The following is a 26,856-nucleotide window of genomic DNA, read 5'->3' on the forward strand; positions in this document are numbered from 1 at the left end:
GAACTTTCGCTCAGGCTTTCTTATGGAATATGGCGGTGAGGGAGGGATTCGAACCCTCGATACGTTTTCACGTATACACACTTTCCAGGCGTGCTCCTTCAGCCTCTCGGACACCTCACCGGTGGTTGCCCTCTCAGACAACGGGCGCTACTGTAGGGAAATTCCCATGCAGCGTCAACACACTTATGCCTTGTTATGGTGCGATTAGCTAAAGTTAACGCAATTTGCTGTTTTACTGGCCAGAAGTGCGCTATGTAGTTCCTGACTCGATTCATTCTAGAGAACCTTTAAGCAGGCCCTATAGCGCGGATAGGATATGCCCGCTTATATTTAGTTGGGATAAAGGAAATTACAAACTAAATTTTTTTTATCAACTCTTCAATAGCAGCTCGAACGTTTTTAAGATTCTCCATTTTAACCTGAATACGCTGACCATTGATGCTCAACTTCCCTGATTTCATCTTCGAAAAAGGGCATCCTCGCGCAAATGCTACGACCCCAGTAGTTTGGAAGTCTCGGACACTTATTAGACCATCTTCAGGTTTTGAGAAGGTAAAAAATTGTGGATGATTTTTAATTGCATTTCGCAAATCGGTGTTGATGCCGTTCAAAACTGCTTGGTAAGCAGATGCATCTCCCATGTATTGAGTAAGTCTATTTCTGACTACTAGATTAATTTTTGGGAGTGTTCTACCTGCTTGTGCCATCTGGGATGAAAATGTGAATTTTGAATAAATTGGTGAAGGAAGGCTTATTCCGTAAATCAAAGATAATGCATTTTGTAACGCTCTTCTTGACGAGTCATCAGCCATCACTGGAATTATTACGAAATTCGATGCGGCAAGTGCAATTTGGGTATACATAGAAAAACTTGGGTTTGTGTCGATAAAAACTTCATCGTAGCCGGAAGTTGTCTTCAATAGGTCATTAAGCCAATCAATTACAGACATCCATGCATTGACCCCCGGCAAATTAGCGTTCGCTAACGTATTCATAGCTATTGCTTGAAGCTCAACTAGTGGATCTCCAGATATAAGATCAATGTTACTTGGAATTTGATTGTTGCTTTGGTTTGGATTCAGTATGTAATCAGTAGAGGTGAAACCTGTCGGCGTAAAAGGAGATGAAAGCCTATTATCGAAGTAACCACCAATACTTCTTCTTGGAGTGTTTCCATGTGCAATTAAAAGCTTGCTATTTCCATGTCCTTCTTGCCCTCCCAATAAAAGCTCCGACAGGTTAGCCTGCGGGCATAAGTCTACGGCCAATATATTTTTGCCGGGATTATCTTCTGCATATTTGCATATAGCCTGAAAAGCTATACTTGTCTTACCCGTACCACCCTTGTTATTCCAGAAAGAATAAACGTTCATTTACACCTCTTTTAGGTCAGTTACTAACTTTGAATTATCATGACGTCAAAAATAGACATTGTAAAGTCTATTTTTGACTAATTGATGTCGTTTTTGTCCTTTTCATTCTTTAGGTCTATTGGAGCTCTATGCAAATCGATGTTCACATGAGCCCCAAAGATGTAGATCAACTATCAAATAAAAATTTTGAGCTTTGCATTGAATACAGATGAAATCAGCCCCACGGCGTTATAAGGTGTTTTCCATTTGTTAAAATACCGTGACAATTATCCCCGCGAGCTGTGTGGAGAAGGGAACGATGGTATGCTGTCACCGTAAAATTAGCGCCAGGAGAAGCCATGTACCCCGTCGATTTACATATGCACACCGTAGCCAGCACCCACGCCTATAGCACTCTGCATGATTACATCGCCGAAGCGAGGCGTAAGCATATTCAGCTGTTCGCTATCACGGATCACGGTCCGGATATGGCGGATGCCCCGCATCCTTGGCATTTCATTAATATGCGCGTGTGGCCGAGGACGGTGGAAGGTATCGGTATCCTGCGGGGGATCGAGGCCAACATCAAAAATCTGGATGGTGATATCGACTGCACGGGGCCGATGTTGGAGAGTCTGGATCTGATTATCGCAGGCTTTCACGAGCCGGTGTTTCCGCCGCGAGATAAAGAGGCGCACACCACGGCGATGATTGCGGCGATGGCGCAGGGCAGCGTGCATATCATCAGCCATCCCGGCAACCCGAAATATCCTATCGACATTCAGGCGGTGGCGGCAGCGGCCGCGAAGTATGACGTGGCGCTGGAGCTGAATAACTCTTCCTTTATCCATTCTCGTAAAGGCAGCGAAGCCAACTGTCAGGCGATTGCCGAAGCGGTGCGTGATGCAGGCGGATATCTTGCGCTGGGATCGGATAGTCATGTCGCGTTTGCATTGGGCGAGTTTCCCTACTGCGAACGTATTTTGCGGGAAGTTGATTTCCCGGCGGAACGCGTGTTGAATGTCAGCCCTCGCCGGGTACTGGATTTTCTGGAACGGCGCGGTAAGCCAGCTATCCCTGAATTGGCCTCTTTGTGACGTTGTCACTCTTTATTTACAGGTTTAACGCATGAATGAATTTTCCATTGTGTGCCGTGTTTTGGGCTCACTGTTTTATCGCCAGCCGCAGGATCCCTTGCTGACCCCTCTCATGACGCTGGTAAAAGAGGGTAAGCTAGGCCAGCAATGGCCGCTGGAGCAGGATGCGTTATTGACGCGAATGCAAACCAGTTTGAAAGATGACGGGCTTGATACGCTGAGCGCCGATTATCAACGACTGTTCGCCGGTGAAGACGCGGCGGTCACGCCCTGGCGCTCGGGTTACGCGCCGACGTCTCCGGAAGCGGAATTGCGCGCATTTTTGCAGCAGCGTGGTATGCCGCTGGGCGACGGGCCATCCGATCATTTCGGGGGACTGCTGCTGGCGGCATCATGGCTGGAAGATCAGGCTGAGGAAGATGAGACCGAGGCGCAGACCGCGTTGTTTGATACCTACCTGCTGCCGTGGAGCGACCGTTTTCTGGGCAAAGTCGAAAGTCATGCGACCACCGGATTTTACCGTGCGCTGGCGATTGTGACGCGTGAAGCGCTGGAAGCGATGCGGGAAGAGCTGGCGGAAACGGAAGAGGGCGAGGAGTAAGCGAGCCGACGATGCTTTCAGATGACTAAAACTGGCCGTGGTCGGTATCCGCCACGGCCAGCGTTGCATTACTCAGTCAGTTGGATGATCAACTCACCGGGTTTCACTTCAATTCCCTTCGCCAGTTTCTTGGCCATTGCTTCTTTCGTGCTGTGCTCAGCATTTAATACGTAGACGGGTTTTTGATCAAAATAGCTTTTCAGCGATTGATTGAGATACGGCGTCAGCGTTTTGAACATCGTCTGCATTTTTTCCGGCTGCACCGTGTAATCGGTCAGCGTCATCTCTTTGAGATAAATGGCGCCCTGTGCCTTGTCGAACACCGGCTGCGCTTTGAGCGTCAGCTTCATGTCCGCGGACTGCGCGCCCAGCAGGGAGCTAATGTCGACCTTGGCGTTGCCGGTCAACGTGACTTTCCCCGGCTCTTCGCGGCCAATCTGCGTGGACAGATCGGTCAGGACGATATGTGCATCCACAACGCCTGGTACGCCAATCTGTTTCTGATAGTCGTTATGTTCCTGCAAATAGTGATTCACTTCCTGTTCGCTAAGGGTGTACTGGGTCAGCTGATTACAGCCGCTGAGCATCAGTCCGCCCAGCAATGCCAGTGTCGCCCATCCTGATTTTTTCATTGTTATAACCTCATTAATTCCCTTGAAACTATCGATATCTGATAGCGGGGCAGCGTGCGCTTTTGCGTGAATAGCGCCAATCGGAAAGTCCTGAAACGGTGAAGCACATACCGACACATTGAGCGCCGGTATGTGAAAGGAGTCTTATTGAGCCATGCCGCTCAGCAGCGGGATCTGGGTTTGTTTAGCCATGTTGTCACGGTAGTCGGCCACTTTCGACGGAACGGAGACGCCATTGACGATGGTCAGCGCGCGAAGCAGCGGGAACAGGTGAATATCGTCCAGCGACAGCTCGCCATTGCAGGCGTTGGCCTGCACAATCAGCGGTTCGAGATCTTTAAGATCGTTGCTGATATTTTTGATCAACCCGGCGGAGTGGCTCATCAGCTCTTCAAAATCGCCGCCCTGCGCCTGTTTTTTGTTGATGAAGTAGTCGCGTGCGGCAGGCGTGGCGAACTCCTCAAAGGGCGCGCGGCTGAGGCGAGGCATGACCAGACGGCGATACACGTAATCGGAGACTTTACGCAGCCAGGCGTCAATCTGCGGGTTTGTCGGGCCGGTCAACAGCGGTTTGCCGTCATACGCATCGATATACTCCACGATATCCAGACTCTCTGGCATAAAGCTGCCATCTTCCTTCTGAAGAATGGGGACCATTTTTTTACCGACCATGGAGATAGGTGTCTTTTCGTCATCATTGAGCAGGTATTCCAGTTTTACCGGGATATCTTTCAAGCCGAAAATCATGCGGGCTTTCACGCAAAATGGGCAGTGGTCGTAAATATAAAGTTTCATACCAGTCTTCCTTTGTAGTCGATCAATGCGATGCCGGTGCCGTATTCATGAGGACATCTGCGAGCACGCCGTGAAAAGCGGCATCTATACCGAAAAAGTATGGGGGGCTTTTCGCTTGAGATCAATTCGGGTGCGAAGGCACCCGGTAAAAGACAGGTCCAGGCGGGATTAGCGATCGCCCAGCATTGCGGGCTCAATTCGCCGCAAATGGAATTGCCAGTAAAGCGCGGCCAGCGTCATCAGCCCGATGATCCCGAGCATACACCACGGCAGCTCCGGTTGACCGAGCGCGCGTCCGCTGTCGTACAACCAGCCGCCGCCGCTGTACCCGAGCGCTCCGCCCAGCGCCAAACCCATGCGGCTGAAGCCATATAGCTGCCGCGAGCGCGGGCGTTGGCCAGCGAAGCACCCAGCGTTTCGCGCGCGGGTTCGGCGATGATGGAGCCGAAATAGAATAGGCCGATCAGAACCAGCAACAGGTTGAGGTGCGTCGCCAACCCCATCGGAAACAGACTGAGCGTCATGATAAACAGTCCGGCCATCAGCCGCTGTTCCAGTCGGAAACGTTTCTCGCTCCAGCGCGCGACCGGGTAGAGCAAGGTCAGAGAGAGCGCGGCTTCGATGGCATACATCCATTTTACCGCCGCGGGCGTTCCAGCGACTTCGTTTACGACGATCGGCATCATCAGCAGAACCTGCACCGCCAGCATGAAATAGCCGGTCAACGTCAGCACATAGATCACAAAACGGCTGTCGCGCAGCACCCGCAGCATGCCTTCGCGCATGGGCGTCCGCGTGGTGGAAATACGATAGGCAGGCAGCAACCAGGCATTCGTGCCCGCCGCCAGCAGGAACATGAAAGCGCCGACCCAGCAGACGACGTTGAAATTATATTGCATCAGCCAACTGCCGAGCAGCGCGCCGGTGACCGATCCCGCCGTGTCCTGCATCAGCAGCAAGGAGAAGAAACGTCCACGTTCGCTGGGACGGGTTAGCTTAATGACCAGCGCGGTGCGCGGCGGGTCGAACAACGTGCCGCCGAGTCCCGAGAGAAAACAGGAAAGCATCAGTACCAGGGGCGTGGTAGCCAGCGCCATGCAGATGAAACCGGCTGAACGCATCAGCATGCCGGTGATAATCATCGGTTTGGCGCCGAACCGGTCGGCAATCGCGCCGCCGAAGATCCCCAGCCCCTGCTGGGTGAGCTGACGCAGCCCTAATGCGGTGCCGACCGTGAGCGCGGCCCAACCCATTTGGTCGACGAATCGTATGGATATCAGGGGAAACACAACGAAAAACCCTAAAATCACCAGCATGTTATCAAGCAGAATGAAATATTTACCCAGGCTGCGCGCCTGCGTCATCAAAGGCATGTTGCACCGTCACGAGAAGAAGGAATCACCACGCGTTCATTCTCTCGCCAATTGATGAATGGCGATAGGTGACATAGAGATAATATTTTTTTATCGTCAGACGCCGCTCGTCGCGAGGCGACGGGAATTGCAGGGCTAAGCGTACGCTAATTGCGCGATAACCCGGTGATTACGCGGTTGCGCTGATGCAGTCAACGCGGTTTATAGTAAGCTTAACGTTATGTTTATCCGCTGATTGCTGGCGGATAGCCGTTGGGTTGGTTCCATAAACATAATCGATTAATTACCCCGAACCTGAGGGAAGAAAAATGTTTGGCTATCGTTCCACATCTGCCACGGTCCGTTTGACGACAGACCGGCTGGTGGTACGTCTGGCTCATGAGCGTGATGCCTGGCGTCTGGCGGATTATTACTCGGAAAACCGCGATTTTTTGAAACCCTGGGAGCCGGTGCGAGATGCCAGCCACTGTTATCCTTCGGGCTGGCAGGCGCGTTTGAGTGTGATCACCGATATGCACAAGCAAAGCAGCGCGTTCTATTTTTTACTGCTTGATCCGAACGAAACCGAAGTGCGCGGCGTCGCCAACTTCAGCAATATTCTGCGTGGATCTTTCCATGCGTGTTATCTGGGCTATTCGCTTGGGCAGAAATGGCAGGGGCAGGGGTTGATGTTCGAGGCGCTGAACGCGGGCCTGCGTTATATGTTTGTTCAGCAGCGTATGCACCGCATCATGGCCAACTATATGCCGCACAATCACCGCAGCGGCGGACTGCTGGCGCGTCTGGGCTTCGAAAAAGAGGGGTATGCCCGGGATTACCTGCTGATCGACGGCGAATGGCAGGACCACGTGTTAACCGCGTTGACCAACGAGCGCTGGGCCATGCGCAAGTAGCGGGTCGGGCGTTCAGAACTGTCGCAAAAATCAGCGTGCTCAGTCACTTCTGCGGCTTAGCGCGCTGAGCAGAGGCACCAACCGGTAGCTTTTGCCCGCACAATGCGTAGACTAGGCGCACCCAAGAGGCGTGTACGGCTGGACGGCTGTTTGCGCCATTCTCTTCCCCGGTATTCAGAACACTCGCATGAATTTACTTAAATCACTGGCTGCGGTCAGTTCAATGACAATGCTTTCGCGCCTGCTGGGCTTTGTGCGTGACGCTATCGTCGCCCGCGTTTTTGGTGCTGGTATGGCGACCGATGCCTTTTATGTCGCCTTCAAACTGCCCAATCTGCTGCGTCGTATCTTTGCTGAAGGCGCCTTTTCGCAGGCTTTCGTCCCCATTCTGGCCGAACACAAGAGCCAGCAGGGAGAAGAGGCCACGCGCACGTTTCTGGCGTATATCGCCGGGATGCTGACGCTGGTGCTGACGCTGGTCACCATTGCTGGCATGCTGGCCGCACCCTGGGTGATTATGGTGACGGCTCCTGGGTTTGCCGAAACGCCAGCCCGTTTTGAACTCACTTCCTCGCTGCTGCGTATTACGTTCCCGTATATTTTGTTGATTTCGCTAACGTCGATGGTCGGATCGGTGCTCAATACCTGGAACCGTTTTTCGGTGCCCGCGTTTGCGCCGACGCTGCTCAATGTCAGCATGATCTTTTTTGCTCTGTTCGCTACGCCGTACTTTCATCCACCGGTGCTCGCGCTGGCCTGGGCCGTGGTGGTCGGCGGCGTGTTGCAGCTGGGCTATCAACTGCCGCACCTCAAGAAAATCGGTATGCTGGTCTTACCGAGGCTCAAATGGCGCGACCCCAGCGTCGCCCGCGTCATGAAGTTGATGGCACCGGCGATCCTCGGTGTGTCGGTGAGTCAGATCTCGTTGATCATCAACACGATTTTCGCTTCTTTCCTGAGTCAGGGCGCGGTGTCATGGATGTATTACGCCGACCGCCTGATGGAGTTCCCCTCCGGCGTGCTGGGCGTCGCCTTGGGGACTATCCTGCTGCCGTCGCTGTCGAAAAGCGCGGCCAGCGGCAATCACAAAGAGTATTCCCATTTGATGGACTGGGGACTAAGACTCTGTTTCCTGCTCGCGTTGCCAAGCGCGGTGGCGCTGGGGCTGTTGGCGAAACCGCTGACGGTGTCGTTGTTCCAATACGGTAAATTCAGCGCGTTTGATGCGGAGATGACGCAGCGGGCCTTGGTGGCGTACTCCATCGGCCTCATGGGGCTGATCGTGGTGAAAGTGCTGGTCCCGGGATTTTATGCACGACAGGACATCAAAACGCCGGTGAAGATCGCGTTGGTGACGTTGGCGCTGACGCAGCTGATGAACCTGGCGTTCATCGGCCCGTTGCAGCATGCCGGACTGGCGTTGTCGATTGGTCTGGCCTCGTGCATCAACGCCGCGCTGCTTTTTTGGCAGTTGCGCAAGCAGCAGATCTTTCAACCGTCACCGGGCTGGACCGGTTTCCTCGTGCGGCTATTGCTGGCGGTGGTGGTGATGTCGGGGACATTGCTGGCGCTAAACCAGTTCATGCCGCCGTGGGATCAGGGCGGTATGACGGTGCGTATCTTGCGGTTGATGGTGATGGTGATCGCTGGCGCCGGGGCTTATTTCGTTACGCTGGCGTTGATGGGATTTCGACCGAAAGATTTCTCGCGCCGCAGCCTCTAAGCCTTAGCAGCATTCACACCCTCGGCGGGTTCGCTCGTCGCGGGTGTATCAACCCTTCATCAGACTGCCCCTGCTTCTCTTCGCCACACCCATTCCTAATGAAATGACATATTGGTCTTAATACCACTCTCTGGCTAAACCCTGTCGGTAGGGATGGGGCGATGGGTATCAACGTCGCTTGGATTTGTTGGGGACAAGAGAAGGGTGCAACACGCCGCCACCACTCACCGGGTAAACGCGATGGGGGGATGGCGCTTTGGGTACCAAAGTCGCTTGAATAAGGTCTGGGCAAAGGAAGGGGGATACACGCCGCCTTTGGGGAAGACGGCGTGGAGGGAAGCGTTACATCTTCTCGACAGTCTGGATGCCCAGCGTGTCCAGACCCTGCTTCAGCGTCTTGGAAGTCAGCATCGCGAGTTTCAGACGGCTCTGGCGTTCAGCCTCGTTCTCGGCATTCAGGATCGGGCAGTGCTCGTAGAAACCGGAGAACTGACCGGCCAGATCGTACAGATAAGCGCACATCACATGCGGCGTACCGTCGCGTGCCACGGTCGTAATGACTTCTTCGAACTGCAACAGACGCGTTGCCAGCGACTGTTCGCGCTCGTTGGTCAGTACGATTGGCTGGGTCAGGCTGGCTTCATCGACACCGGCGCGCTTGAAGATAGACGCGACGCGGGTGTAGGCATACTGCATGTAAGGCGCGGTATTGCCTTCGAATGCCAGCATGTTGTCCCAGTCGAAGACGTAGTCGGTGGTGCGGCTCTTGGAGAGGTCCGCATATTTCACTGCGCCGATAGACACGACATTCGCCAGCTCGGCCACTTTGTCCTGCGGCATCTCCGGGTTTTTGTCGGCAATCAGCTTCACCGCGCGTTCGTAGGCTTCATCCAGCAGATCCGCCAGCTTGATGGTGCCGCCAGAGCGGGTTTTGAATGGCTTGCCGTCTTTGCCCAGCATCATCCCGAACATGTGATGTTCCAGGCTCACGCTTTCGGGGATGTAGCCTGCTTTGCGGACGATGGTCCAAGCCTGCGTCAGATGCTGATGCTGGCGGGAGTCGATGTAGTAAAGAACGCGATCGGCACCCAGCGTTTCGTAGCGATATTTAGCGCAGGCGATGTCCGTTGTCGTGTACAGGTAGCCGCCGTCCTTCTTCTGGACGATCACGCCCATTGGATCGCCTTCCTTGTTTTTGAATTCATCAAGGAATACGACCGTGGCGCCTTCGCTTTCGACTGCCAGACCTTTGGCCTTCAGATCGGCGACAATACCCGGCAGCATGTCGTTGTACAGGCTTTCGCCCATGACGTCGTCTTTGGTCAGCGTGACGTTGAGGCGGTCATAGTTGCGCTGGTTCTGGCTCATGGTGATATCCACCAGCTTGCGCCACATGGTACGGCAATACTCGTCGCCGCCCTGCAGTTTCACCACATAGCCGCGAGCGCGTTCGGCAAACTCTGCATCAGCGTCGTAATGCTGTTTTGCTTCACGATAGAACGCTTCGAGGTCGGACAGCTCCAGCTCGCCGGCGTTTTCGTTCTGCACTTTCTCCAGAAACGCGATCAGCATGCCGAACTGCGTGCCCCAGTCGCCGACGTGGTTAGCGCGGATGACGTTATGGCCGAGGAATTTGAGCGTTCTTACCGCCGCGTCGCCGATAATGGTGGAACGCAGGTGGCCGACATGCATCTCTTTGGCCACGTTCGGCGCGGAGTAATCGATGACGATGGTTTGCGGTTCTACCGGAGATACGCCCAGTTTCGGACTGGTTAGCACTTGCTCTAACTGTGCGGCCAGCCACTGAGGATCGAGGAAGATATTGATGAAGCCGGGACCGGCGATTTCAGTTTTGGCGGCGATTCCTTCCAACTGCAGCAGCTGAACCACTTTTTCCGCCAATTGACGGGGAGGCATGCCTAATTTTTTAGCCACGGCCATCACGCCGTTAGCCTGATAATCACCAAATTGCGCTTTTGCCGATTGGCGAACCTGCGCTTCGCTGTCAGCGGGCGCGCCCGCCGCAACCAATGCCTGACGGACTTTTTCGGAAAGAAGAGCCTGAATATTCACCGGGTTACCTTACATTACAAATTAAGCCCCTGCTTATACCATATTTGGTCGATTGAGTCAGCAGAGCTGCGGTGTCACAGGCTCATCGGGGAGCGCATGATGATGGTGCATCATGGTAAAAAAAACGTAGAGGAAATAAAAAGAAAACGGCCATACAGATAAATCTAAAAAAGAGAAAACCAGAGGGGCATTAACGCTTTTTATTTCGTCTGTCGGTAACCAAACGTGCGCTTTTCATGTTTTTAAGATGACGAAAGATAGCATAACCGGCTAATGCAATTAATAAAACCGATACAATAAGTAGCGACATGATGAACGACCTTTTTATATCTTTTGGAATAACGAAATTATCCCTTTTATTGTTTATTCACAATGGGCGAAAGTGTATTTAAGATTACTCCCATGAAATATAGGAATATGCGTAAAAACAGCCAATTAAGAAGGTTATTTACGTCAGGGTTATTGTTGGCGATAAGCAAAAAAACATCATGGATATGACGAGGTTTCGTTAATTAATTAATCAGACTGATGATCTTAAACGATAAAAAAACAAACAAAAAACTGACAATCGACTGACAATTCCGTTTAACACTGGATGCTGATGCTATCTCTCTGTAAATTAAAAAAGCACTTAACGTTAATGGAGGCATTTGAAAAGAAAATGGCGGCTAATACATCGCAACCGCTCCCGGCGTCATTAATGGCCGATCTGTCTCGTTTCGAGTCCGAGATGAACAAACTCGCCGAACAGCTTTCATTGGATATCGCGCAATTCGAGGCCGACCACATCTCCCTGCGTTGCCACCAAAACGCGACGGCGGAGCACTGGCGTGAGGCGCTCCTGGCGCATGGGGCGACGCTGCTGTCAGAAAACATGATTAATGGCCGGCCCATTTGTCTGTTTACCTTGTCTCAGCCCGTGGTGGTCGGCCCTTGGCAAATCGCATGCATTGAGTTGCCGTGGCCGGGGAACAAACGTTATCCCCATGAAGGCTGGGAGCATGTTGAAGTCGTTTTACCCGGCGATCCGGCCACGCTGCATCAGCGCGCACTGGCCTGTCTCCCGGACGAGGCGCTGCTGACTCAGGGGATCCGTCTTAAATTCAGTCAGCCGCAAGGAGAACAGGAACGCTTGCCTAACCCTACGCTGGCGGTCACCAACGGCACCGTCACCCTCAAGTTTCATCCTTTCAGCTTGCAGGATATCGTCGAGAGCGAGCGTGACGGACGCTGAACGCCATACTGTGCGCGACTTCATATCCTTTGATGTTGGTCTCCTCAAGAACGGTAACGTGGTGCCATAGTATAGTGACTCATTTATTCAGGGGCGCCATTGCTCCTGACCGTGATTTTAGGGAGAGGTACGTATGCCTAAGCTGGAAGTATGCTGTTACAGCATCGATTGCGCGTTGACGGCCGAACGCGCGGGGGCCGACCGTGTGGAACTGTGCGCGGGCCTGCGCGAGGGCGGACTGACGCCGGGTTACGGTATGCTCCGTCAGGCGCGCGATCATCTGACGATCCCGGTGCATCCGATGGTGCGGCCTCGCGGCGGCGATTTTTGCTATAGCGAGACGGAATTCTCAGCGATTTTGTATGATATCGACCAGATCCGCGACCTGGGCTTTCCGGGACTGGTTGTCGGGATCCTGGATGCGGAAGGGCATATCGATTTAGCGCGCATGAAGCAGGTAATGGCGCATTGCGATGGACTGGCCGTCACGTTTCATCGGGCGTTCGATATGTGCTTCAACCCCCGACAGGCGCTGATGCAGCTGGCCGATTTGGGCGTCTCTCGCGTATTAACTTCCGGCCAGCAGCAGAGTGCCGAAAGTGGTTTGCCATTATTGCGGGAACTTAATGCACTAGAGCGCGGTCCAATCATTATGGCGGGATCCGGCGTGCGTTTGACTAACCTGCATAAATTTCGCTCCAGCGGGATTAAAGAATTGCATAGCTCTGCGGGACAGTGGTTGCCGTCCCCCATGCGATATCGCAAAGCCGGCGTCACTATGAGCGCCGATGTCGATGGCGATGAATTCCAACACTACTGCGTCGATGGCGACGTGGTGGCGGCGATGAAGATCGCACTGACCTCCGATCAGCACACGGCGCCCGTCGTATGATGTGACGCGATGTGCCTACCTTTGCCGCGCAGCATACTTCAGCAGGTTTGCTTGCGAGTACCAAGCCCCGGTGTGTTACCGGGGCTTTTTTTCGGATATCGAAACGACTCATTCGGGTCACGCTGTCCGGTTTGTGAACATCCTCGCGCAGCGAATGGGTACGCCAGATAATGTATATCTCAGACTGACGACCCCCGTCTGAATTTAACGAAGGTATTTGTTGGTAAACGCGGGATTATCACCTTACGTCGCACTCCCTAAAAAAGCACAGATGATTAATATTGGTAGCGGTTTTAAGAGATTGATCAATGAAATCGGGGGTGGCTTATTTTTCGTGTTGTCAGTGAAATTATCTCTCATTAATCATTCAATTGTTTAAACACAAAAAAACAATAATTTAACCCATTGATAATAATTGGTTTGTGTTAAATATTCATTTGAACTTTCGAATGATATATTTGCTGTTTATTGATGCTGTTACGTCGTTGATGAAATCGAGGAATTAAATAACTCAGGCATTGTTACGTGCGTTGATAATATCAGTGTGAGAATGAATAGAGATATTTATGGGTTAGCCCCGACGTATAACCGGGACTATTCTTCTCTGAAGACTCAGGGTTTTTTGGCGACGATGACCGCGCGAAGCGGGGCAGGATAGCCTTCGACCGTTTTGGTGCTATCGGTCGGATCGAGGAAATCCGCCAGGGACTCGCTGACCATCCAGTCTGTGCGCCGCTGCTCCTGAGTGGTGGTGACGCAAAGGTCGACGAGCCGAACGTCTACAAAGCCACATTTTTCAAGCCACTGTGTCAGTGCCGCAGGGGAAGGAAGGAAATAAACATTGCGCATCTGACCGTAGCGTTCGCCTGGCACCAGTACGCTGTTTTCATCCCCTTCGATAACCAGCGTTTCCAATACCAATTCGCCGCCGCTGACCAGCTGATCTTTCAACTGCCACAGATGGTCCAACGGAGAGCGTCTGTGGTAGAGCACGCCCATGGAAAAGACGGTGTCAAACGCGGCCAGCGCGGGCAGTTGCTCAATGCCCAAAGGCAAAACGTGGGCGCGACGGTCGTCGCCCAGCAGGCGGCGAACGGCCTCAAACTGACATAAAAACAGCTGCATAGGATCGATGCCGACCGCCAAGCGAGCGCCTGCGCCCACCATACGCCACAGGTGATAACCACTGCCGCAGCCAACATCAAGAATGTGACGATCCTGCAAGGGTGAAATATGGGGCAGTACGCGATCCCATTTCCAGTCCGAGCGCCACTCGGTGTCGATAGAGACGCCATAGAGCGAGAAGGGACCTTTACGCCACGGCATCAGATTACGTAGCAGCTGCTCAATGCCTGCGCGCTGGCCGTCGGTGATGTCGGGCATCATTGTTGCCGACACGCCGTTCTGCAGGTCAAGCGAGGTGGGCGTCAGTTCGGGCAAGTGTTCTAGCGTGTTGAACCACTGCTTAAATCGACCGTGCAGCGACTCTTGCTGCCACTGGGTAATTTGCGCTGGCAATGTGTTGAGCCAGTGGCTAAGCGGCCCGATGGCGATCTGCTGATAAAAGCGTCCGAAGTCGATCATTGTGCCGCCTCCGCTTTAATCGCCAGCAGGGAACCGAAGTTGAAGCACTGGAACCAGACGTCGCTGTGTTCGAAGCCGGCCTGAGCCAGACGCGCTTTATGCTTGGAGACGCTGTCCGTCAGCATGACATTTTCCAGCATGCTGCGTTTCTGGCTGACTTCCAGCTCGCTATAGCCGTTAGCGCGTTTGAAATCATGATGCATGTTGAAGAGCAAATCGCCGACCGTGTCATCGTCAAAGCTGAATTTTTCAGACAGAACCAGCGCGCCGCCGGGCCGCAGCCCTTCATAAATTCGTGTCAGCAGGGTTTGGCGCAGTTCCGGCGCGACAAACTGTAGGGTGAAGTTCAGCACGACCAGCGACGCATTTTCGATTGGCGTGTCCAATACATCGGCTTCGCGAACGTCGACGGGCGTGTCGGCGCGGAAGGCGTCGATATGACGGCGGCAGCGTTCGACCATCGCGGGAGAGTTGTCGACGGCGATAATCTGGCAGCCCGGCACCTGGATGTGGCGACGCATCGAAAGCGTCGCCGCGCCCAGAGAGCACCCCAGGTCGTAAATATGCGAGTTGGGCTGAACAAAGCGCTCGGCCAGCATTCCGATCATGGAAATAATATTGGAGTAGCCGGGCACCGAGCGCTGGATCATGTCGGGAAAGACCTCGGCCACGCGTTCGTCAAACGTCCAGTCTCCCAGATTGGCGATGGGAGCGGAAAAAAGCATATCGCGGTTGGTCATAGCGGAAAAACACATGTGAACAAGAAATTGGGGCGCATTCTATCAGAAACGCGCAGCAAAAATAGAGCGTCAGGACAATACGGTAAGCGCGGGGTAGCCCGTCTTACCGTTTAGAGAAGGGTTATCGCAGCGTCAGGATCAGTTCCCAAGGCAGATAATACAGGTTCGCCAGCACCATCAGCGAGAGAGAAAGGTAGGTCGACATCATGCCATAGCGACGCCAGCGGAATTCGCGCTGCCGCAGGCCATAGTAATGAAACAGACGACCGAGGATCAGCAGAATACCGCAGAGATGGATCATGCCGATTAACGCGCCGTTCATTTCCATTAACACCAGCATGATGGCGCCGATAGGAACATATTCGACGGCGTTGCCGTGAACCCGAATGGCGGTTTGCAGTTCATAAAATCCGCCGTCGCCGTAGGCGACACGGTACTGCATCCTGAGTTTTACGACGTCAAAGGAAAGCTTGATTAACAACAATGCACCGAGCACCACGTATAGCGTGCTTACCATTTTCTACTCCATTGCCTGTCCAAAGCGGCTGGCAGAATAATAGCCTCTCTTTTGCCCAACTGTCGCCTGAAACGGCACGGTTTTTTATCTGAAATTTTCTACCAGTAAGGATTAAGTATAAGAAAAAGAACTAACCAATGCCTTGTCTGAGCGGATTAAAACAGCGTGGACTGCTCCGGCCAGTGCGGACGCGGCGGCATATCCGACACGACGGCGCTCAGTTTAGGCCAGAGGCAACGCGCCAGCTCCGGTGCAAAACCAATATCCGGCGTGTGAATAAATAAGTAGGGGGTGCTCTCGGTCTGCCAATGAGCCAGTTTGGCGATCCACGGTTCGAACCAGCGCTGGTTCTCTTCCTGGCTATCGTTGCCGATAAATCGTACGAATGGCTGAGCCGCGGTGACCACGGCATGCACGGGAACACGTGGTTTTTTGCGCTGGGCTTCTCGCATCGCCTCACTCTCGGCTATCGCGCTATGGACCGGCCTGCTGTCCATAATGACTCTGTTGACGCCGCGCTGATGAAGTCCTTGATTGAGTCGACGCTCGTCTTCGCCTTTGGCGAAAAATTGGGGATGGCGAACTTCGACGGCATAGGTATAGCCTGACGGCAGCGTATCCAGAAACTGCCACAGGTCCGGCAGTTGTCCGGGCCCGAATGCGGCGGGGAGTTGCAGCCACAGCTGCCCCATTCGGGCCTCCAGCGGCGCCATACAGCGAAAGAACTGCGTCACTTCCGCCTGGCACTCCCGCAGCGCCGCCTGATGGCTGATGGTCGACGGAAATTTGAAGCAGAAACGAAAATCATCGTGCGTCATGTCCCGCCAGCGCAAGACGACTTCCGCGGACGGCAGCGCATAAAACGTGGTATTGCCTTCCACGCAGTTAAAATGTCGGGCGTAGTCAGCCAGATCGCGTAATCCCAGTTTTCCCCAAGCCGCGTGCTGCCACTGCGGCAATCCAATGTACATAGGTCTGCGTTCTGCCTTCTATTCCGTGTCCAAGGTTAACGCCTGTTTGATGTCGGCGCTGTTACGAACCCGCGCGATACGCGGGAAAATATGCGTCATACTGCTCTGATGCTGTTCTGCGCTGCCGGCGCTGCACAGGTCTTCGGCTATCACGAGGTTATAGCCGTGCTCCCAGGCGCTGCGCGCGGTCGACTCCACGCCAATGTTGGTCGAAATACCGCCCAGAATCAGGGTGTCTATCCCCCGGCGGCGCAGTTGCAGGTCAAGATCCGTCCCGTAAAACGCGCCCCACTGGTGTTTGATGATGCGAATATCGCTGTCGATGACGTGGAGTCCTGACGCAAACGTCAGCCAATTGTCCGGCAGGGGGCCGCCTGTATTGGGATGATCGACCGTCTGTCGGGGCGCGTCGCCAAAATCAGCGGACCAGCCGACGCGCACCAGGATAACCGTCGCGCCGCGCTGCCGACAAAGGGTGGCTAGTTTATCCGCGCGATGAACCACGTCTTCGGCGGCATAAGGGCCACCGGCGAAAGGAAGAATGCCTTCCTGAAGATCGATCAGTACCAACGCGGTCGTGGAGGGGGTCAATATCAGCATGGTGAGGGCCCTGTTATCTGGTGACTCGAGTCTTCAATTCTGGCTTCAGGCTAGGCGCAGGTCGGTCAACACACCAGCAAAAAACGTTTACCAGATGATAATAATGTTAACTTTTTTATCAAACAAAGGGCAGAGCGGTGAAGAAAGCCGCCACGGCCAGTCGGGACTCTTATCGAAAGGGGGAAATTCCTTTATAATGCCCCCCTTTTTTCATCGGACAGTATTCCCGCAAATCATGCCGTCGTTTTGTCAGCCGTCAAACGGGTTGGCTGGGCGCGGTAACGGCGGTTGAGTATAAAGGACATCGTGATGCGTACTGAATATTGCGGACGGTTAAACTCGTCCCACGTGGGCCAGGAAGTGACATTGTGCGGCTGGGTTAACCGTCGACGCGATCTGGGTGGCTTGATTTTTATTGATATGCGTGACCGCGAAGGTCTGGTTCAGGTCTTTTTCGATCCCGATCGACAGGACGCATTTACCCTGGCTTCCGAACTGCGCAACGAATTTTGTATTCAGCTGACCGGTCAGGTGCGCGCACGCCCCGACAATCAGGTGAACAAAGACATGGCGACCGGTGAAGTTGAAGTGATCGCGACTTCTCTGACCATCATCAACCGCGCTGAGCCGCTGCCGCTGGACGGCAATCAGGTCAACAGCGAAGAAGCTCGCCTCAAGTACCGCTACCTCGACCTGCGCCGCCCTGAAATGGCGCAGCGTCTTAAAACCCGTGCGCGCATCACCAGCTTTGTGCGCCGTTACATGGACAGCAACGGTTTTCTGGATATTGAAACGCCGATGCTGACCAAAGCCACGCCGGAAGGCGCGCGCGACTATCTGGTGCCGAGCCGCGTACACAAAGGCAAGTTTTACGCGCTGCCGCAGTCCCCTCAGCTGTTTAAACAGCTGCTGATGATGTCTGGTTTCGACCGTTACTATCAGATCGTGAAATGTTTCCGTGACGAAGACCTGCGCGCAGACCGCCAGCCGGAATTTACTCAGATCGATGTAGAAACGTCGTTCCTGACCGCTCCGCAGGTACGTGAGCTGATGGAAAGACTGGTGCGTGAACTGTGGACCGAGATTCTTGATGTCGATCTCGGTGAATTCCCGATCATGACTTTTGCGGAAGCGATGCGTCGCTACGGTTCCGATAAGCCCGATCTGCGTAACCCGATGGAGCTGGTGGACGTTGCCGATCTGCTGAAAGACGTCGAGTTCAAAGTGTTCTCTGGCCCTGCTAACGATGCCGCTGGCCGCGTCGCCGCGCTGCGTGTACCGGGCGGTTCACAGCTGAGCCGTAAGCAGATTGATGAATACGCGAAGTTTGTTGAGATCTACGGCGCGAAAGGGCTGGCCTATATCAAGGTCAACGAGCGTGCGAAAGGCATGGAAGGTATCCAGAGCCCGGTCGCGAAGTTCCTGAATGAAGCGATTATCACCACGTTGCTGGAACGCACCGGTGCGGCAGACGGCGACATCATTTTCTTCGGCGCAGACAAAGCTAACGTTGTCTCTGACGCGCTGGGCGCGCTGCGGCTTAAGCTGGGTCGCGACCTGAAGTTGACGGAAGAAGGCACCTGGCGTCCACTGTGGGTCATCGACTTCCCGATGTTTGAAGACGATGGCGAAGGTGGTTTGACGGCGATGCATCACCCGTTCACTGCGCCAAGCAACATGACGCCAGAGCAGTTGGAAGCCGAACCGACTTCGGCCATCGCCAACGCTTACGATATGGTGCTGAATGGTTATGAAGTGGGCGGGGGTTCCGTGCGTATCCATAATGGCAATATGCAGCAGGCCGTCTTCCGCATTCTGGGCATCACCGAACACGAGCAACGCGAAAAATTCGGCTTCCTGCTGGATGCCCTCAAGTTCGGCACGCCGCCGCATGCGGGTCTGGCGTTCGGTCTCGACCGTCTGGTTATGTTGTTGACCGGGACGGACAACATCCGTGACGTAATCGCATTCCCGAAAACCACGGCGGCGGCCTGTCTGATGACTGAAGCACCGAACTTTGCCAATCCGGCGGCGTTGGATGAACTCTCCATTGCCGTGGTAGGCAAAGGTAAAGCGGCACAGGATCAACGGTCAGAGAATCCATGATATGACCTATAAGCGACCCGTTTCGGTTCTGGTGGTTATCTATGCCCGTGACACCGGGCGGGTGCTCATGTTGCAACGGCGCGACGATCCTGATTTTTGGCAGTCGGTCACCGGCAGTCTGGAAGACGGTGAAACCGCGCGGTATGCCGCACAGCGTGAAGTAAAGGAAGAGGTGGATATCGATATCGCGGCGGAAGCGCTATCGCTTGTCGACTGTCACCGCTGTGTTGAGTTTGAGCTTTTTGCTCATTTAAGACATCGCTATGCCCCGGGGGTCACGCACAATAAGGAATCGTGGTTCTGTCTGGCGTTACCTACGGAACGTGAGGTGCAGATAAGTGAACACCTTGCGTATCAATGGCTGGACGCGCCCAGCGCGGCGCGCCTGACAAAGTCATGGAGTAACCGGCAGGCGATTGAAGAATTTGTTATTTATCCGGCCTGAACAGGCTTTTTTCGGAGATTTTTATGGCAGGTCATAGTAAGTGGGCCAACACGAAACATCGTAAAGCGGCGCAGGATTCCAAACGCGGCAAAATTTTCACCAAAATTATCCGTGAGCTGGTGACGGCTGCTCGTCTGGGCGGCGGTGAAGTCGCCTCCAACCCGCGTTTGCGTGCAGCGGTCGATAAAGCGCTGTCCAACAACATGACGCGCGATACCCTGAACCGTGCGATTGCCCGCGGCGTGGGCGGCGATGATGCCGACAACATGGAAACCATCATTTATGAAGGTTACGGTCCCGGCGGCACCGCGGTGATGGTGGAATGCCTGAGCGACAACCGTAACCGTACGGTTTCTGAAGTGCGTCACGCCTTTACCAAAAGCGGCGGCAACCTGGGAACAGACGGCTCCGTCGCCTATCTGTTTACGAAAAAAGGCGTTATTTCTTATGCGCCGGGTCTGGATGAAGACACGGTCATGGATGCGGCGCTTGAAGCGGGTGCGGACGATGTCGTGACTTATGACGATGGCGCCATCGACGTTTACACGCCGTGGGAAACCTTCGGTGAAGTGAAAGATGCGCTGGATGCAGCCGGTCTGGTGGCCGAAGCGGCCGAAGTGTCCATGATCCCGTCGACCAAGGCTGACATGGATGCAGAAACCGCACCGAAACTGATGCGTTTGATCGACATGCTGGAAGACTGTGACGACGTGCAGGAGGTTTACCACAATGGTGATATCTCCGACGAGGTGGCGGCGCTGCTGTAATGGCGTTGCCGGCGATAAACCGGTGGGGAGACAGGCGTTGACGATCATTCTCGGTATAGACCCTGGTTCGCGAATCACCGGTTATGGCATCATCCGCCAGCAGGGGCGGCAGATCAGCTACCTCGGTAGCGGCTGTATTCGCACTGTGGTGGATGATATCCCCGGCCGGCTCAAGCTGATTTATGCAGGCGTGAGTGAAATCATCACGCAGTTTCAGCCGGACTGTTTCGCCATCGAACAGGTGTTCATGGCAAGAAACGCCGACTCGGCGCTAAAGCTCGGGCAGGCGCGGGGAGCGGCCATCGTGGCGGCGGTCAATCAGTCGCTGCCGGTTTTCGAGTATGCGGCACGTCAGGTCAAGCAAACGGTCGTCGGCACTGGCGCTGCGGAAAAGAGTCAGGTGCAGCATATGGTGCGATCTTTGCTGAAATTGCCCGCCAATCCTCAGGCGGATGCCGCCGATGCGCTGGCGATCGCCATCACGCATTGTCACTTCAGTCAGAACCTGACCCGCATGGGGCAGGAGAGGCTGACCTTAGCGCGAGGGCGGCTACGCTAGAGACCAGGCTGGATATTCATCCAGCCTTTTTTATGGTATAAGCTATACCCCATCGTTAAGCGCAAATTCAAAAGGAAACGTCACGTGATAGGTCGTCTCAGAGGCATCGTTCTGGAAAAACAACCCCCGCAGGTATTGATTGAAGCCAACGGCGTGGGGTATGAAGTGCATATGCCGATGACCTGTTTCTACGAGTTGCCCGAGCTGGGACAGGAAACGATCATCTTCACTCATTTCGTTGTTCGTGAGGATGCGCAACTGCTGTTCGGGTTCAACAACAAGCAGGAACGTTCCCTGTTCCGCGAACTGATTAAAGTGAATGGCGTCGGACCGAAACTGGCGCTGGCAATCCTCTCGGGGATGTCGGCGCAGCAGTTTGTCAGCGCGGTCGAGCGTCAGGAAATCGGTGCTCTGGTCAAGCTACCGGGCGTCGGCAAGAAGACTGCCGAGCGTCTGGTGGTTGAGATGAAGGACCGCTTCAAGGGGCTGAATGGCGACTTGTTCAATTCCGCTAGCGATCTGACGCTGCCGCCCGCCGCTGACGCTGCGACATCATCTGCGGATATCGAGGCCGAAGCAGAGTCTGCGCTGGTGGCGCTGGGTTATAAGCCGCAGGAAGCCAGCCGGATGATTAGCAAGATCGCCAAACCTGGCGCTGATTGTGAAACCCTGATCCGAGACGCGTTGCGCGCCGTTCTTTGAGGTAGCCATGATTGAAGCCGATCGTTTAATCTCCCCCGAGGTCGTCACCGAAGAAGAAGTGCTGGATCGCGCTATCCGCCCCAAGTTGTTGACGGAGTACGTCGGCCAGCCCAAGGTGCGCGAGCAGATGGAAATCTTCATACAGGCGGCGAAACAGCGTGGCGATGCGCTGGACCACCTGTTGATCTTCGGTCCTCCCGGACTGGGCAAAACCACGTTGGCCAATATCGTGGCGAACGAAATGGGGGTGAACCTGCGTACCACTTCAGGGCCTGTGCTTGAAAAAGCGGGCGATCTGGCCGCGCTGTTGACCAACCTCGAACCCCACGACGTCCTTTTTATCGATGAAATTCATCGCCTGTCGCCGGTGGTGGAAGAAGTCCTCTATCCTGCGATGGAAGACTATCAGCTGGATATCATGATTGGCGAAGGCCCCGCGGCGCGTTCGATCAAGCTGGATCTGCCGCCGTTTACGCTGGTGGGCGCCACGACCCGGGCGGGTTCTTTGACCTCGCCGCTGCGCGATCGCTTCGGCATCGTCCAGCGCCTGGAGTTTTATCAGGTTCCGGATTTGCAGTATATCGTCAGCCGCAGCGCGTTGTGTCTGGGACTGGAGATGACGGAGGAAGGTGCGCTGGAGGTGGCTCGCCGCGCACGTGGAACGCCGCGTATCGCCAACCGCTTGCTGCGTCGTGTACGAGACTTTTCCGAAGTGAAGTCGAACGGCGTCATTGACGGTGAAATCGCGATCCAGGCATTAGATATGCTGGCGGTTGACTCTGAAGGCTTTGATTACATGGACCGCAAGCTGCTGCTGGCGGTCATCGACAAGTTTATGGGCGGCCCGGTCGGGCTGGATAATCTGGCAGCTGCGATTGGCGAAGAGCGTGAAACCATCGAGGATGTGCTGGAGCCGTTTTTGATTCAGCAGGGCTTTCTGCAACGCACGCCGCGCGGACGCATCGCCACCCAACATGCCTATCGCCACTTTGGGTTGACGCGACAAGAGTAACGCAGACGTTGCTATCCGAATGGGTTTTACCGAAGGCCGCATCTGGTATGCGGCCTTCTTCGTTGGGATGAAATAGGGAATGAATGGATCTGCACGAAGCTCACGCAGACCCGGGGGCATATACTAGGCGGATTGTTTTTTCATCAGGCTCAGCATAAACAGCAGAGAAGCGCAGAGCACAACGGAAGGGCCTGCTGGCGTATTGGCATCGGCCGAGAGCGCTAAGCCGCCCGTGACGGCCATCATTCCGATGATGATGGCGATCCCCGCCATCTGTTCGGGTGTGCGGGCAAAGCGCCGTGCCGCTGCCGCCGGAATGATCAACAGTGAGGTGATAATCAGCGCGCCGACAAACTTCATTGCCAAACCGATCGTCAGTGCGGTGACCAGCATGAGCAGGAGTTTGCTGCGCTGCAAGGATACGCCGTCGACGTGCGCCAGCTCGGGGCTGATGGTCATGGACAGCAGCGAACGCCACTGCCAACACAGAATAGAGACAACGACGGCGACACCGCCGCCGATCAGCCACAGATCGTCCGTAGTCACGGAGAGCAGATCGCCGAACAGGTAGGCCATGAGATCCACCCGGACGTTGCTCATCAGGCTAACCACGACCAGACCCAGCGAGAGGGCGCTGTGCGCCATGATTCCCAATAGCGTATCAATGGCGAGATAAGGCGACGTTCCAGCCAAACCAATCCCAGCGCCAGCGCCAGCGTGACGGCAATCACGGCGTAAAAGGGATTCACATCCAGCAGTAAACCAAAAGCGACCCCCAGCAGAGAAGCATGCGCCAGCGTATCGCCAAAGTAAGACATTCTGCGCCAAACGACGAAAGAGCCCAACGGACCGGCCGCCACAGCCAGCAATATTCCCGCCAGCCAGCCGGGAAATAACAATTCGATCATGCGCCATCCTGCCTTTTCAAAATCACTTTTCCATTTAAATCATGTCGATGATTGTGGTGATGCCGGTAAACGGCCAGTTGTTCTGCGCCGCGTTGACCGAACATGGCCAAAAACTCGGGGTGTAGCGAAACGACTTCTGGGGCACCGGAGCAGCAAACGTGCTGGTTGAGACACAGAACCTCATCCGTTTTGGCCATCACCAGATGCAAGTCATGGGAAACCATTAAGACCCCGCAGCCATACTCCTGGCGCAGCTGATTGATGAGGTCATAGAGCGCTAACTGGCCGTTGACGTCGACGCCCTGCGTCGGTTCATCGAGGACAAGCAACTGGGGACGGGTCAGGATCGCACGGGCTAGCAGCACGCGCTGCGTTTCGCCGCCGGAAAGTTTCTGCATTGGTTGCTCCGGCAGATGTCCGGCATTGACCCGTTTTAACGCAGGCAAAATGTCCTGTTTTTTGACGCCGGGGCTGAGCTGCATAAAACGGCTGACCGTCAGGGGCAGGGTGGCGTCAAGGTGCAGTTTCTGGGGCACGTAGCCAATGCGCAGGCCCGGCGTTCGCGTTAGCGTGCCGCCGGCAATGTCCTGCAGACCAAGCACGACTCTGACCAACGTCGATTTTCCAGCGCCGTTTGGGCCCAAAAGCGTGAGGATGCGTCCCGGTTGCAGCGTCAGCGAGATGTCTGAGAGTACGCGTCGACTGCCGAACTGGACGGAAATGTTATCGAGAGAAACCAGTGTAGACATAGAATTCTGCTTGCAGATACCGTGTGACGTTATAATATAACGAAAATTTTTTCTGAAATCGATGGATGACCTGTCATGACACGCCGTAACTTACCTCAATGGATAAAAAAAACGCTAACCGCCAGCACGTTGCTCGTGGCGGCAGGGGCAGCCCCGCTCGCGTCTGCGGACGTTGTGACGTCCATTCGCCCGCTGGCCTTCATCGCTGCTGCCATTGCTGATGGAGTCACGCCGACGGAAGTCTTGCTGCCGGACGGCGCGTCGCCCCACGATTATGCCCTGCGTCCCTCTGATGTCCAGCGTTTACAGTCCTCGGAATTGGTTATCTGGGTAGGGCCAGAGATGGAAGCCTTCCTGCAAAAGCCGTTGAGTCAAATTCCGGCGAACCGTCAAATCACGCTTTCCGCACTACCCGCGATCAAAGCCGCCATGATAAAAGAGTCGCATCATCACAGCGAGAGCGACCACGACAGGGATAGCCACCATGCGGCTCATGACGAACATGCCCACGTTGCAGAGGCTCATGACGAGCATGATGAAGACCACGCGCACGGCGCGGCGGCGGTAGAAGAAGCGCATGACGACGGTCACCATCACGGCGAGTTCAATATGCACATTTGGCTGTCGCCGGAAATGGCGCAAGCATCCGCCATCGCCATCCATGACAAATTATTGGAACTAATGCCGCAGAATAAGGACAAATTAGACGCGAATCTGACTCATTTCACTGAGAAACTTGCGCATACGGATAAAAATATTGTTAATATGCTGTCGCCTGTGCGAAACAAAGGCTATTTCGTGTTTCATGATGCCTATGGGTACTTTGAACAACACTACGGATTAAGCCCTCTTGGTTACTTCACAATCAATCCGGCCATCTCGCCTGGAGCACAGCGTTTACATCAAATACGAACACAGTTGGTTGAGCACAAAGCGGAATGCGTTTTTGCTGAGCCACAATTCAGGCCAGCGGTCATCAGTGCTGTCGCCAAGGGAACGCAGGTACGCATGGGCGTCCTGGACCCGTTGGGAAGCGACATCGCTCTGGATAAAGACAGCTATGCACGTTTTCTGCTGCAATTGTCTAACCAGTATCTGAGCTGCCTGGAGAAAAAATCATGAGGATACGAATAAGTGCAGCAGATAGTCCGAACTATCGCTCAGGCGTATAACACCCTCCCAAGACCTCACCGAGTGATGTTGGGGTCGCTGACCATAGTAACACTGGCCGTCGCCGTCTGGCGGCCAATGGTTTACCCCCCGGTCAACGATGCGCCTGTGATCATCAAAGATGCTGATAATGAAAGAAATCAGCCTAAAACGTTAACCCCTCCCGCCAGCGAACCGCTGGATGCGCCTTCTTCCGCTAACGCGAACTCCGCCGACAGCGACGACAATACGATGCTCGACCAGCCGACGCCCTCGGACGATATCCCGAAGGATGAACTGGATGACAACGTGTCCGATGGCAACGCCGCGCATGAATACGTTGTTTCTACCGGCGATACCCTCAGTAGCATTCTGACCCAGTACGGCATCGATATGTCGGATATTGCCGCGCTGGCGGAGCAGAATTCCGGGCTGCGCAACCTGAAGATCGGTCAGCAGATTTCCTGGGAGCTAGGACGGGACGGCGATTTGCAAAGCCTGCGTTGGCAGGTGTCCCGCCGTGAGGTACGCACCTATACCCGCAAAGGCGATGTCTTCAAGGAAGCTATCGAAAACATGCAGGGCGACTGGCACAACAAGGTGCTAACCGGGCGTCTTACGGGCAGTTTCGTTAACAGCGCGTTGAACGCCGGGCTGACCAATGGCGAAGTCCGTGAAGTGATCAAAGCGCTGCAGTGGCAATTGGACTTCCGTAAATTGCGTCTCGACGATCGTTTCTCGGTGTTGATGTCCCGCGAAGTGCTTGACGGCCATAACGAGCAAAGCGAACTGTTGGCTGTGCGTCTGCGCAGCGGCGGTAAAGATTATTACGCTTTCCGTTCCGAAGATGGAAAGTTCTACGATCGTGAAGGGTCGGGATTGTCTCGCGGTTTTATGCGTTTCCCGACCATGAAACAGTTCAAAATCTCTTCCAACTTTAACCCTCGTCGACTTAACCCTGTCACAGGGCGTGTCGCACCGCACCGCGGCGTCGATTTTGCGCTGCCGGTGGGAACCCCCGTCTTGGCTATCGGGGATGGGGAAGTGGTCGTCGCGAAGCGTGATGGAGCGGCAGGCAACTACATCGCCTTACGTCATGGTCGCCAGTACACCACGCGCTATATGCATCTGAGCCGACTCTTAGTTAAACCGGGTCAGAAAGTGAAACGCGGCGACCGTATTGCGCTGTCAGGCAACACCGGCCGCTCAACGGGTCCCCACCTGCACTATGAAGTCTGGATCAACCAGCAGGCAGTCAACCCGCTGACGGCGAAACTGCCACGCTCTGAAGGCTGGACGGTAAAGAACGCCGTGACTATCTGGCTCAGGTGCGTGAGATGCTGCCGCAGCTGCAGCTGGACTGATTTCTCTAACGCCTTTCA

At 54.5% G+C, this 26,856-nt stretch carries 23 protein-coding genes, 1 tRNA gene and 3 pseudogenes; 14 read left to right on the forward strand and 13 right to left on the reverse strand.

Annotated elements, in window-relative coordinates:
- Nucleotides 1-30 precede the first annotated feature (30 nt).
- Nucleotides 31-120 (reverse strand) — tRNA-Ser (locus tag AU509_RS01940).
- Nucleotides 121-356: 236 nt separating this feature from the next.
- Entirely contained in the window at nucleotides 357-1,373 is a 1,017-nt protein-coding gene (locus AU509_RS01945; protein WP_094117525.1) for a ParA family protein, read from the reverse strand.
- Nucleotides 1,374-1,711: 338 nt separating this feature from the next.
- On the opposite strand from AU509_RS01945, the gene AU509_RS01950 reads away from it, so the two are divergent.
- Together AU509_RS01950 and AU509_RS01955 are read left to right on the forward strand one after the other, a co-directional pair.
- Nucleotides 1,712-2,449, forward strand: coding sequence for a phosphatase (locus tag AU509_RS01950; protein ID WP_085653304.1), 738 nt, complete (start codon nucleotides 1,712-1,714; stop codon nucleotides 2,447-2,449).
- 31 nt (nucleotides 2,450-2,480) lie between these two features.
- The gene (locus AU509_RS01955; protein WP_094117526.1) at nucleotides 2,481-3,050 is read left to right on the forward strand and encodes a TorD/DmsD family molecular chaperone; all 570 of its coding nucleotides are present in this window, start codon (nucleotides 2,481-2,483) and stop codon (nucleotides 3,048-3,050) included.
- A gap of 68 nt (nucleotides 3,051-3,118) precedes the next feature.
- Here AU509_RS01955 and AU509_RS01960 read toward each other — a convergent pair whose 3' ends face one another.
- From AU509_RS01960 to mdtH, 3 genes and pseudogenes are all read right to left on the reverse strand, one after another.
- Complete coding sequence (locus tag AU509_RS01960; protein WP_094117527.1) at nucleotides 3,119-3,682, reverse strand: lipoprotein; 564 nt, start codon at nucleotides 3,680-3,682, stop codon at nucleotides 3,119-3,121.
- 144 nt (nucleotides 3,683-3,826) lie between these two features.
- The gene (gene grxB, locus AU509_RS01965) at nucleotides 3,827-4,477 is read right to left on the reverse strand and encodes a glutaredoxin 2 (RefSeq protein ID WP_085653309.1); all 651 of its coding nucleotides are present in this window, start codon (nucleotides 4,475-4,477) and stop codon (nucleotides 3,827-3,829) included.
- 168 nt (nucleotides 4,478-4,645) lie between these two features.
- Nucleotides 4,646-5,850 (reverse strand): annotated as a pseudogene (mdtH, locus tag AU509_RS01970) (multidrug efflux MFS transporter MdtH).
- A 308-nt stretch (nucleotides 5,851-6,158) separates the two neighbouring features.
- Here mdtH and rimJ point away from each other — a divergent pair.
- Both rimJ and murJ read left to right on the forward strand, forming a co-directional pair.
- The gene (gene rimJ, locus AU509_RS01975) at nucleotides 6,159-6,743 is read left to right on the forward strand and encodes a ribosomal protein S5-alanine N-acetyltransferase (protein WP_094117528.1); all 585 of its coding nucleotides are present in this window, start codon (nucleotides 6,159-6,161) and stop codon (nucleotides 6,741-6,743) included.
- A gap of 187 nt (nucleotides 6,744-6,930) precedes the next feature.
- Complete coding sequence (gene murJ, locus AU509_RS01980; protein WP_094117529.1) at nucleotides 6,931-8,466, forward strand: murein biosynthesis integral membrane protein MurJ; 1,536 nt, start codon at nucleotides 6,931-6,933, stop codon at nucleotides 8,464-8,466.
- A 342-nt stretch (nucleotides 8,467-8,808) separates the two neighbouring features.
- Here the strand turns inward: murJ and argS are convergent, their stop codons facing one another.
- Nucleotides 8,809-10,539, reverse strand: coding sequence for an arginine--tRNA ligase (gene argS / locus AU509_RS01985; protein WP_094117530.1), 1,731 nt, complete (start codon nucleotides 10,537-10,539; stop codon nucleotides 8,809-8,811).
- 661 nt (nucleotides 10,540-11,200) lie between these two features.
- On the opposite strand from argS, the gene AU509_RS01990 reads away from it, so the two are divergent.
- Both AU509_RS01990 and cutC read left to right on the forward strand, forming a co-directional pair.
- Nucleotides 11,201-11,773 carry a VOC family protein gene (locus AU509_RS01990; RefSeq protein WP_085653344.1) on the forward strand — a complete coding sequence of 191 codons (573 nt, stop codon included), beginning with the start codon at nucleotides 11,201-11,203 and terminating at the stop codon, nucleotides 11,771-11,773.
- Between the two features lie 133 nt (nucleotides 11,774-11,906).
- Nucleotides 11,907-12,665, forward strand: coding sequence for a copper homeostasis protein CutC (gene cutC, locus AU509_RS01995; protein WP_094117531.1), 759 nt, complete (start codon nucleotides 11,907-11,909; stop codon nucleotides 12,663-12,665).
- A gap of 612 nt (nucleotides 12,666-13,277) precedes the next feature.
- On the opposite strand, the gene cmoB is transcribed toward cutC, so the two are convergent.
- The 5 genes from cmoB to AU509_RS02020 form a co-directional block, all read right to left on the reverse strand.
- Complete coding sequence (gene cmoB / locus AU509_RS02000; protein ID WP_085653320.1) at nucleotides 13,278-14,249, reverse strand: tRNA 5-methoxyuridine(34)/uridine 5-oxyacetic acid(34) synthase CmoB; 972 nt, start codon at nucleotides 14,247-14,249, stop codon at nucleotides 13,278-13,280.
- Nucleotides 14,246-14,989 (reverse strand): carboxy-S-adenosyl-L-methionine synthase CmoA, encoded by a 744-nt coding sequence (gene cmoA / locus AU509_RS02005; RefSeq protein ID WP_094117532.1) that lies wholly within the window; start codon nucleotides 14,987-14,989, stop codon nucleotides 14,246-14,248. The genes cmoB and cmoA overlap by 4 nt, the downstream gene beginning before the upstream one ends.
- A 121-nt stretch (nucleotides 14,990-15,110) precedes the next feature.
- Nucleotides 15,111-15,506, reverse strand: a complete 396-nt coding sequence (locus AU509_RS02010) for an MAPEG family protein (RefSeq protein ID WP_094117533.1) — start codon at nucleotides 15,504-15,506, stop codon at nucleotides 15,111-15,113.
- Between the two features lie 155 nt (nucleotides 15,507-15,661).
- Nucleotides 15,662-16,477, reverse strand: a complete 816-nt coding sequence (locus tag AU509_RS02015) for a DUF72 domain-containing protein (protein WP_085653324.1) — start codon at nucleotides 16,475-16,477, stop codon at nucleotides 15,662-15,664.
- Between the two features lie 18 nt (nucleotides 16,478-16,495).
- Nucleotides 16,496-17,077, reverse strand: coding sequence for a hydrolase (locus AU509_RS02020; RefSeq protein ID WP_085653326.1), 582 nt, complete (start codon nucleotides 17,075-17,077; stop codon nucleotides 16,496-16,498).
- 309 nt (nucleotides 17,078-17,386) lie between these two features.
- On the opposite strand from AU509_RS02020, the gene aspS reads away from it, so the two are divergent.
- The 6 genes from aspS to ruvB all read left to right on the forward strand — a co-directional run bounded on the left by aspS (nucleotide 17,387) and on the right by ruvB (nucleotide 22,668).
- On the forward strand, nucleotides 17,387-19,183 hold the full coding sequence (aspS, locus tag AU509_RS02025; RefSeq protein ID WP_094117534.1) for an aspartate--tRNA ligase: 1,797 nt from the start codon (nucleotides 17,387-17,389) through the stop codon (nucleotides 19,181-19,183).
- On the forward strand, nucleotides 19,176-19,628 hold the full coding sequence (nudB, locus tag AU509_RS02030) for a dihydroneopterin triphosphate diphosphatase (protein ID WP_139824005.1): 453 nt from the start codon (nucleotides 19,176-19,178) through the stop codon (nucleotides 19,626-19,628). The genes aspS and nudB overlap by 8 nt, the downstream gene beginning before the upstream one ends.
- 23 nt (nucleotides 19,629-19,651) lie before the next feature.
- The gene (locus AU509_RS02035; RefSeq protein ID WP_085653332.1) at nucleotides 19,652-20,395 is read left to right on the forward strand and encodes a YebC/PmpR family DNA-binding transcriptional regulator; all 744 of its coding nucleotides are present in this window, start codon (nucleotides 19,652-19,654) and stop codon (nucleotides 20,393-20,395) included.
- Nucleotides 20,396-20,432: 37 nt separating this feature from the next.
- Nucleotides 20,433-20,954, forward strand: a complete 522-nt coding sequence (gene ruvC / locus AU509_RS02040; RefSeq protein WP_026742342.1) for a crossover junction endodeoxyribonuclease RuvC — start codon at nucleotides 20,433-20,435, stop codon at nucleotides 20,952-20,954.
- 84 nt (nucleotides 20,955-21,038) lie between these two features.
- On the forward strand, nucleotides 21,039-21,656 hold the full coding sequence (gene ruvA / locus AU509_RS02045; protein WP_094117536.1) for a Holliday junction branch migration protein RuvA: 618 nt from the start codon (nucleotides 21,039-21,041) through the stop codon (nucleotides 21,654-21,656).
- A gap of 7 nt (nucleotides 21,657-21,663) precedes the next feature.
- Nucleotides 21,664-22,668 carry a Holliday junction branch migration DNA helicase RuvB gene (ruvB, locus tag AU509_RS02050; protein WP_094117537.1) on the forward strand — a complete coding sequence of 335 codons (1,005 nt, stop codon included), beginning with the start codon at nucleotides 21,664-21,666 and terminating at the stop codon, nucleotides 22,666-22,668.
- Between the two features lie 123 nt (nucleotides 22,669-22,791).
- On the opposite strand, the pseudogene znuB reads toward ruvB, so the two are convergent.
- Together znuB and znuC are read right to left on the reverse strand one after the other, a co-directional pair.
- Nucleotides 22,792-23,576, reverse strand: a pseudogene (znuB, locus tag AU509_RS02055) (zinc ABC transporter permease subunit ZnuB).
- Nucleotides 23,573-24,325: a zinc ABC transporter ATP-binding protein ZnuC gene (gene znuC / locus AU509_RS02060; protein ID WP_085653342.1), complete on the reverse strand. Its 753-nt coding sequence runs from the start codon at nucleotides 24,323-24,325 to the stop codon at nucleotides 23,573-23,575. The pseudogene znuB and the gene znuC overlap by 4 nt, the downstream one beginning before the upstream one ends.
- A 75-nt stretch (nucleotides 24,326-24,400) precedes the next feature.
- Between znuC and znuA the strand changes: the two genes are divergently transcribed.
- Nucleotides 24,401-25,447: a zinc ABC transporter substrate-binding protein ZnuA gene (gene znuA, locus AU509_RS02065; RefSeq protein WP_094117538.1), complete on the forward strand. Its 1,047-nt coding sequence runs from the start codon at nucleotides 24,401-24,403 to the stop codon at nucleotides 25,445-25,447.
- 12 nt (nucleotides 25,448-25,459) lie between these two features.
- Nucleotides 25,460-26,838: pseudogene (gene mepM / locus AU509_RS02070) on the forward strand (murein DD-endopeptidase MepM).
- The last annotated feature ends 18 nt before the right edge of the window (nucleotides 26,839-26,856 follow it).

This window comes from Lonsdalea britannica (assembly GCF_002111595.1).
Taxonomy (GTDB): Bacteria; Pseudomonadota; Gammaproteobacteria; order Enterobacterales; family Enterobacteriaceae; genus Lonsdalea; species Lonsdalea britannica.

Coding starts and splice junctions, on each gene's coding strand:
- AU509_RS01945 (WP_094117525.1), bottom strand. CDS start 1,373: ATGAACGTTTATTCTTTCTGGAATAACAAGGGTGGTACGGGTAAGACA.
- AU509_RS01950 (WP_085653304.1), top strand. CDS start 1,712: ATGTACCCCGTCGATTTACATATGCACACCGTAGCCAGCACCCACGCC.
- AU509_RS01955 (WP_094117526.1), top strand. CDS start 2,481: ATGAATGAATTTTCCATTGTGTGCCGTGTTTTGGGCTCACTGTTTTAT.
- AU509_RS01960 (WP_094117527.1), bottom strand. CDS start 3,682: ATGAAAAAATCAGGATGGGCGACACTGGCATTGCTGGGCGGACTGATG.
- grxB (WP_085653309.1), bottom strand. CDS start 4,477: ATGAAACTTTATATTTACGACCACTGCCCATTTTGCGTGAAAGCCCGC.
- rimJ (WP_094117528.1), top strand. CDS start 6,159: ATGTTTGGCTATCGTTCCACATCTGCCACGGTCCGTTTGACGACAGAC.
- murJ (WP_094117529.1), top strand. CDS start 6,931: ATGAATTTACTTAAATCACTGGCTGCGGTCAGTTCAATGACAATGCTT.
- AU509_RS01990 (WP_085653344.1), top strand. CDS start 11,201: ATGGCGGCTAATACATCGCAACCGCTCCCGGCGTCATTAATGGCCGAT.
- cutC (WP_094117531.1), top strand. CDS start 11,907: ATGCCTAAGCTGGAAGTATGCTGTTACAGCATCGATTGCGCGTTGACG.
- cmoB (WP_085653320.1), bottom strand. CDS start 14,249: ATGATCGACTTCGGACGCTTTTATCAGCAGATCGCCATCGGGCCGCTT.
- cmoA (WP_094117532.1), bottom strand. CDS start 14,989: ATGACCAACCGCGATATGCTTTTTTCCGCTCCCATCGCCAATCTGGGA.
- AU509_RS02010 (WP_094117533.1), bottom strand. CDS start 15,506: ATGGTAAGCACGCTATACGTGGTGCTCGGTGCATTGTTGTTAATCAAG.
- AU509_RS02015 (WP_085653324.1), bottom strand. CDS start 16,477: ATGTACATTGGATTGCCGCAGTGGCAGCACGCGGCTTGGGGAAAACTG.
- AU509_RS02020 (WP_085653326.1), bottom strand. CDS start 17,077: ATGCTGATATTGACCCCCTCCACGACCGCGTTGGTACTGATCGATCTT.
- aspS (WP_094117534.1), top strand. CDS start 17,387: ATGCGTACTGAATATTGCGGACGGTTAAACTCGTCCCACGTGGGCCAG.
- AU509_RS02035 (WP_085653332.1), top strand. CDS start 19,652: ATGGCAGGTCATAGTAAGTGGGCCAACACGAAACATCGTAAAGCGGCG.
- ruvB (WP_094117537.1), top strand. CDS start 21,664: ATGATTGAAGCCGATCGTTTAATCTCCCCCGAGGTCGTCACCGAAGAA.
- znuC (WP_085653342.1), bottom strand. CDS start 24,325: ATGTCTACACTGGTTTCTCTCGATAACATTTCCGTCCAGTTCGGCAGT.
- znuA (WP_094117538.1), top strand. CDS start 24,401: ATGACACGCCGTAACTTACCTCAATGGATAAAAAAAACGCTAACCGCC.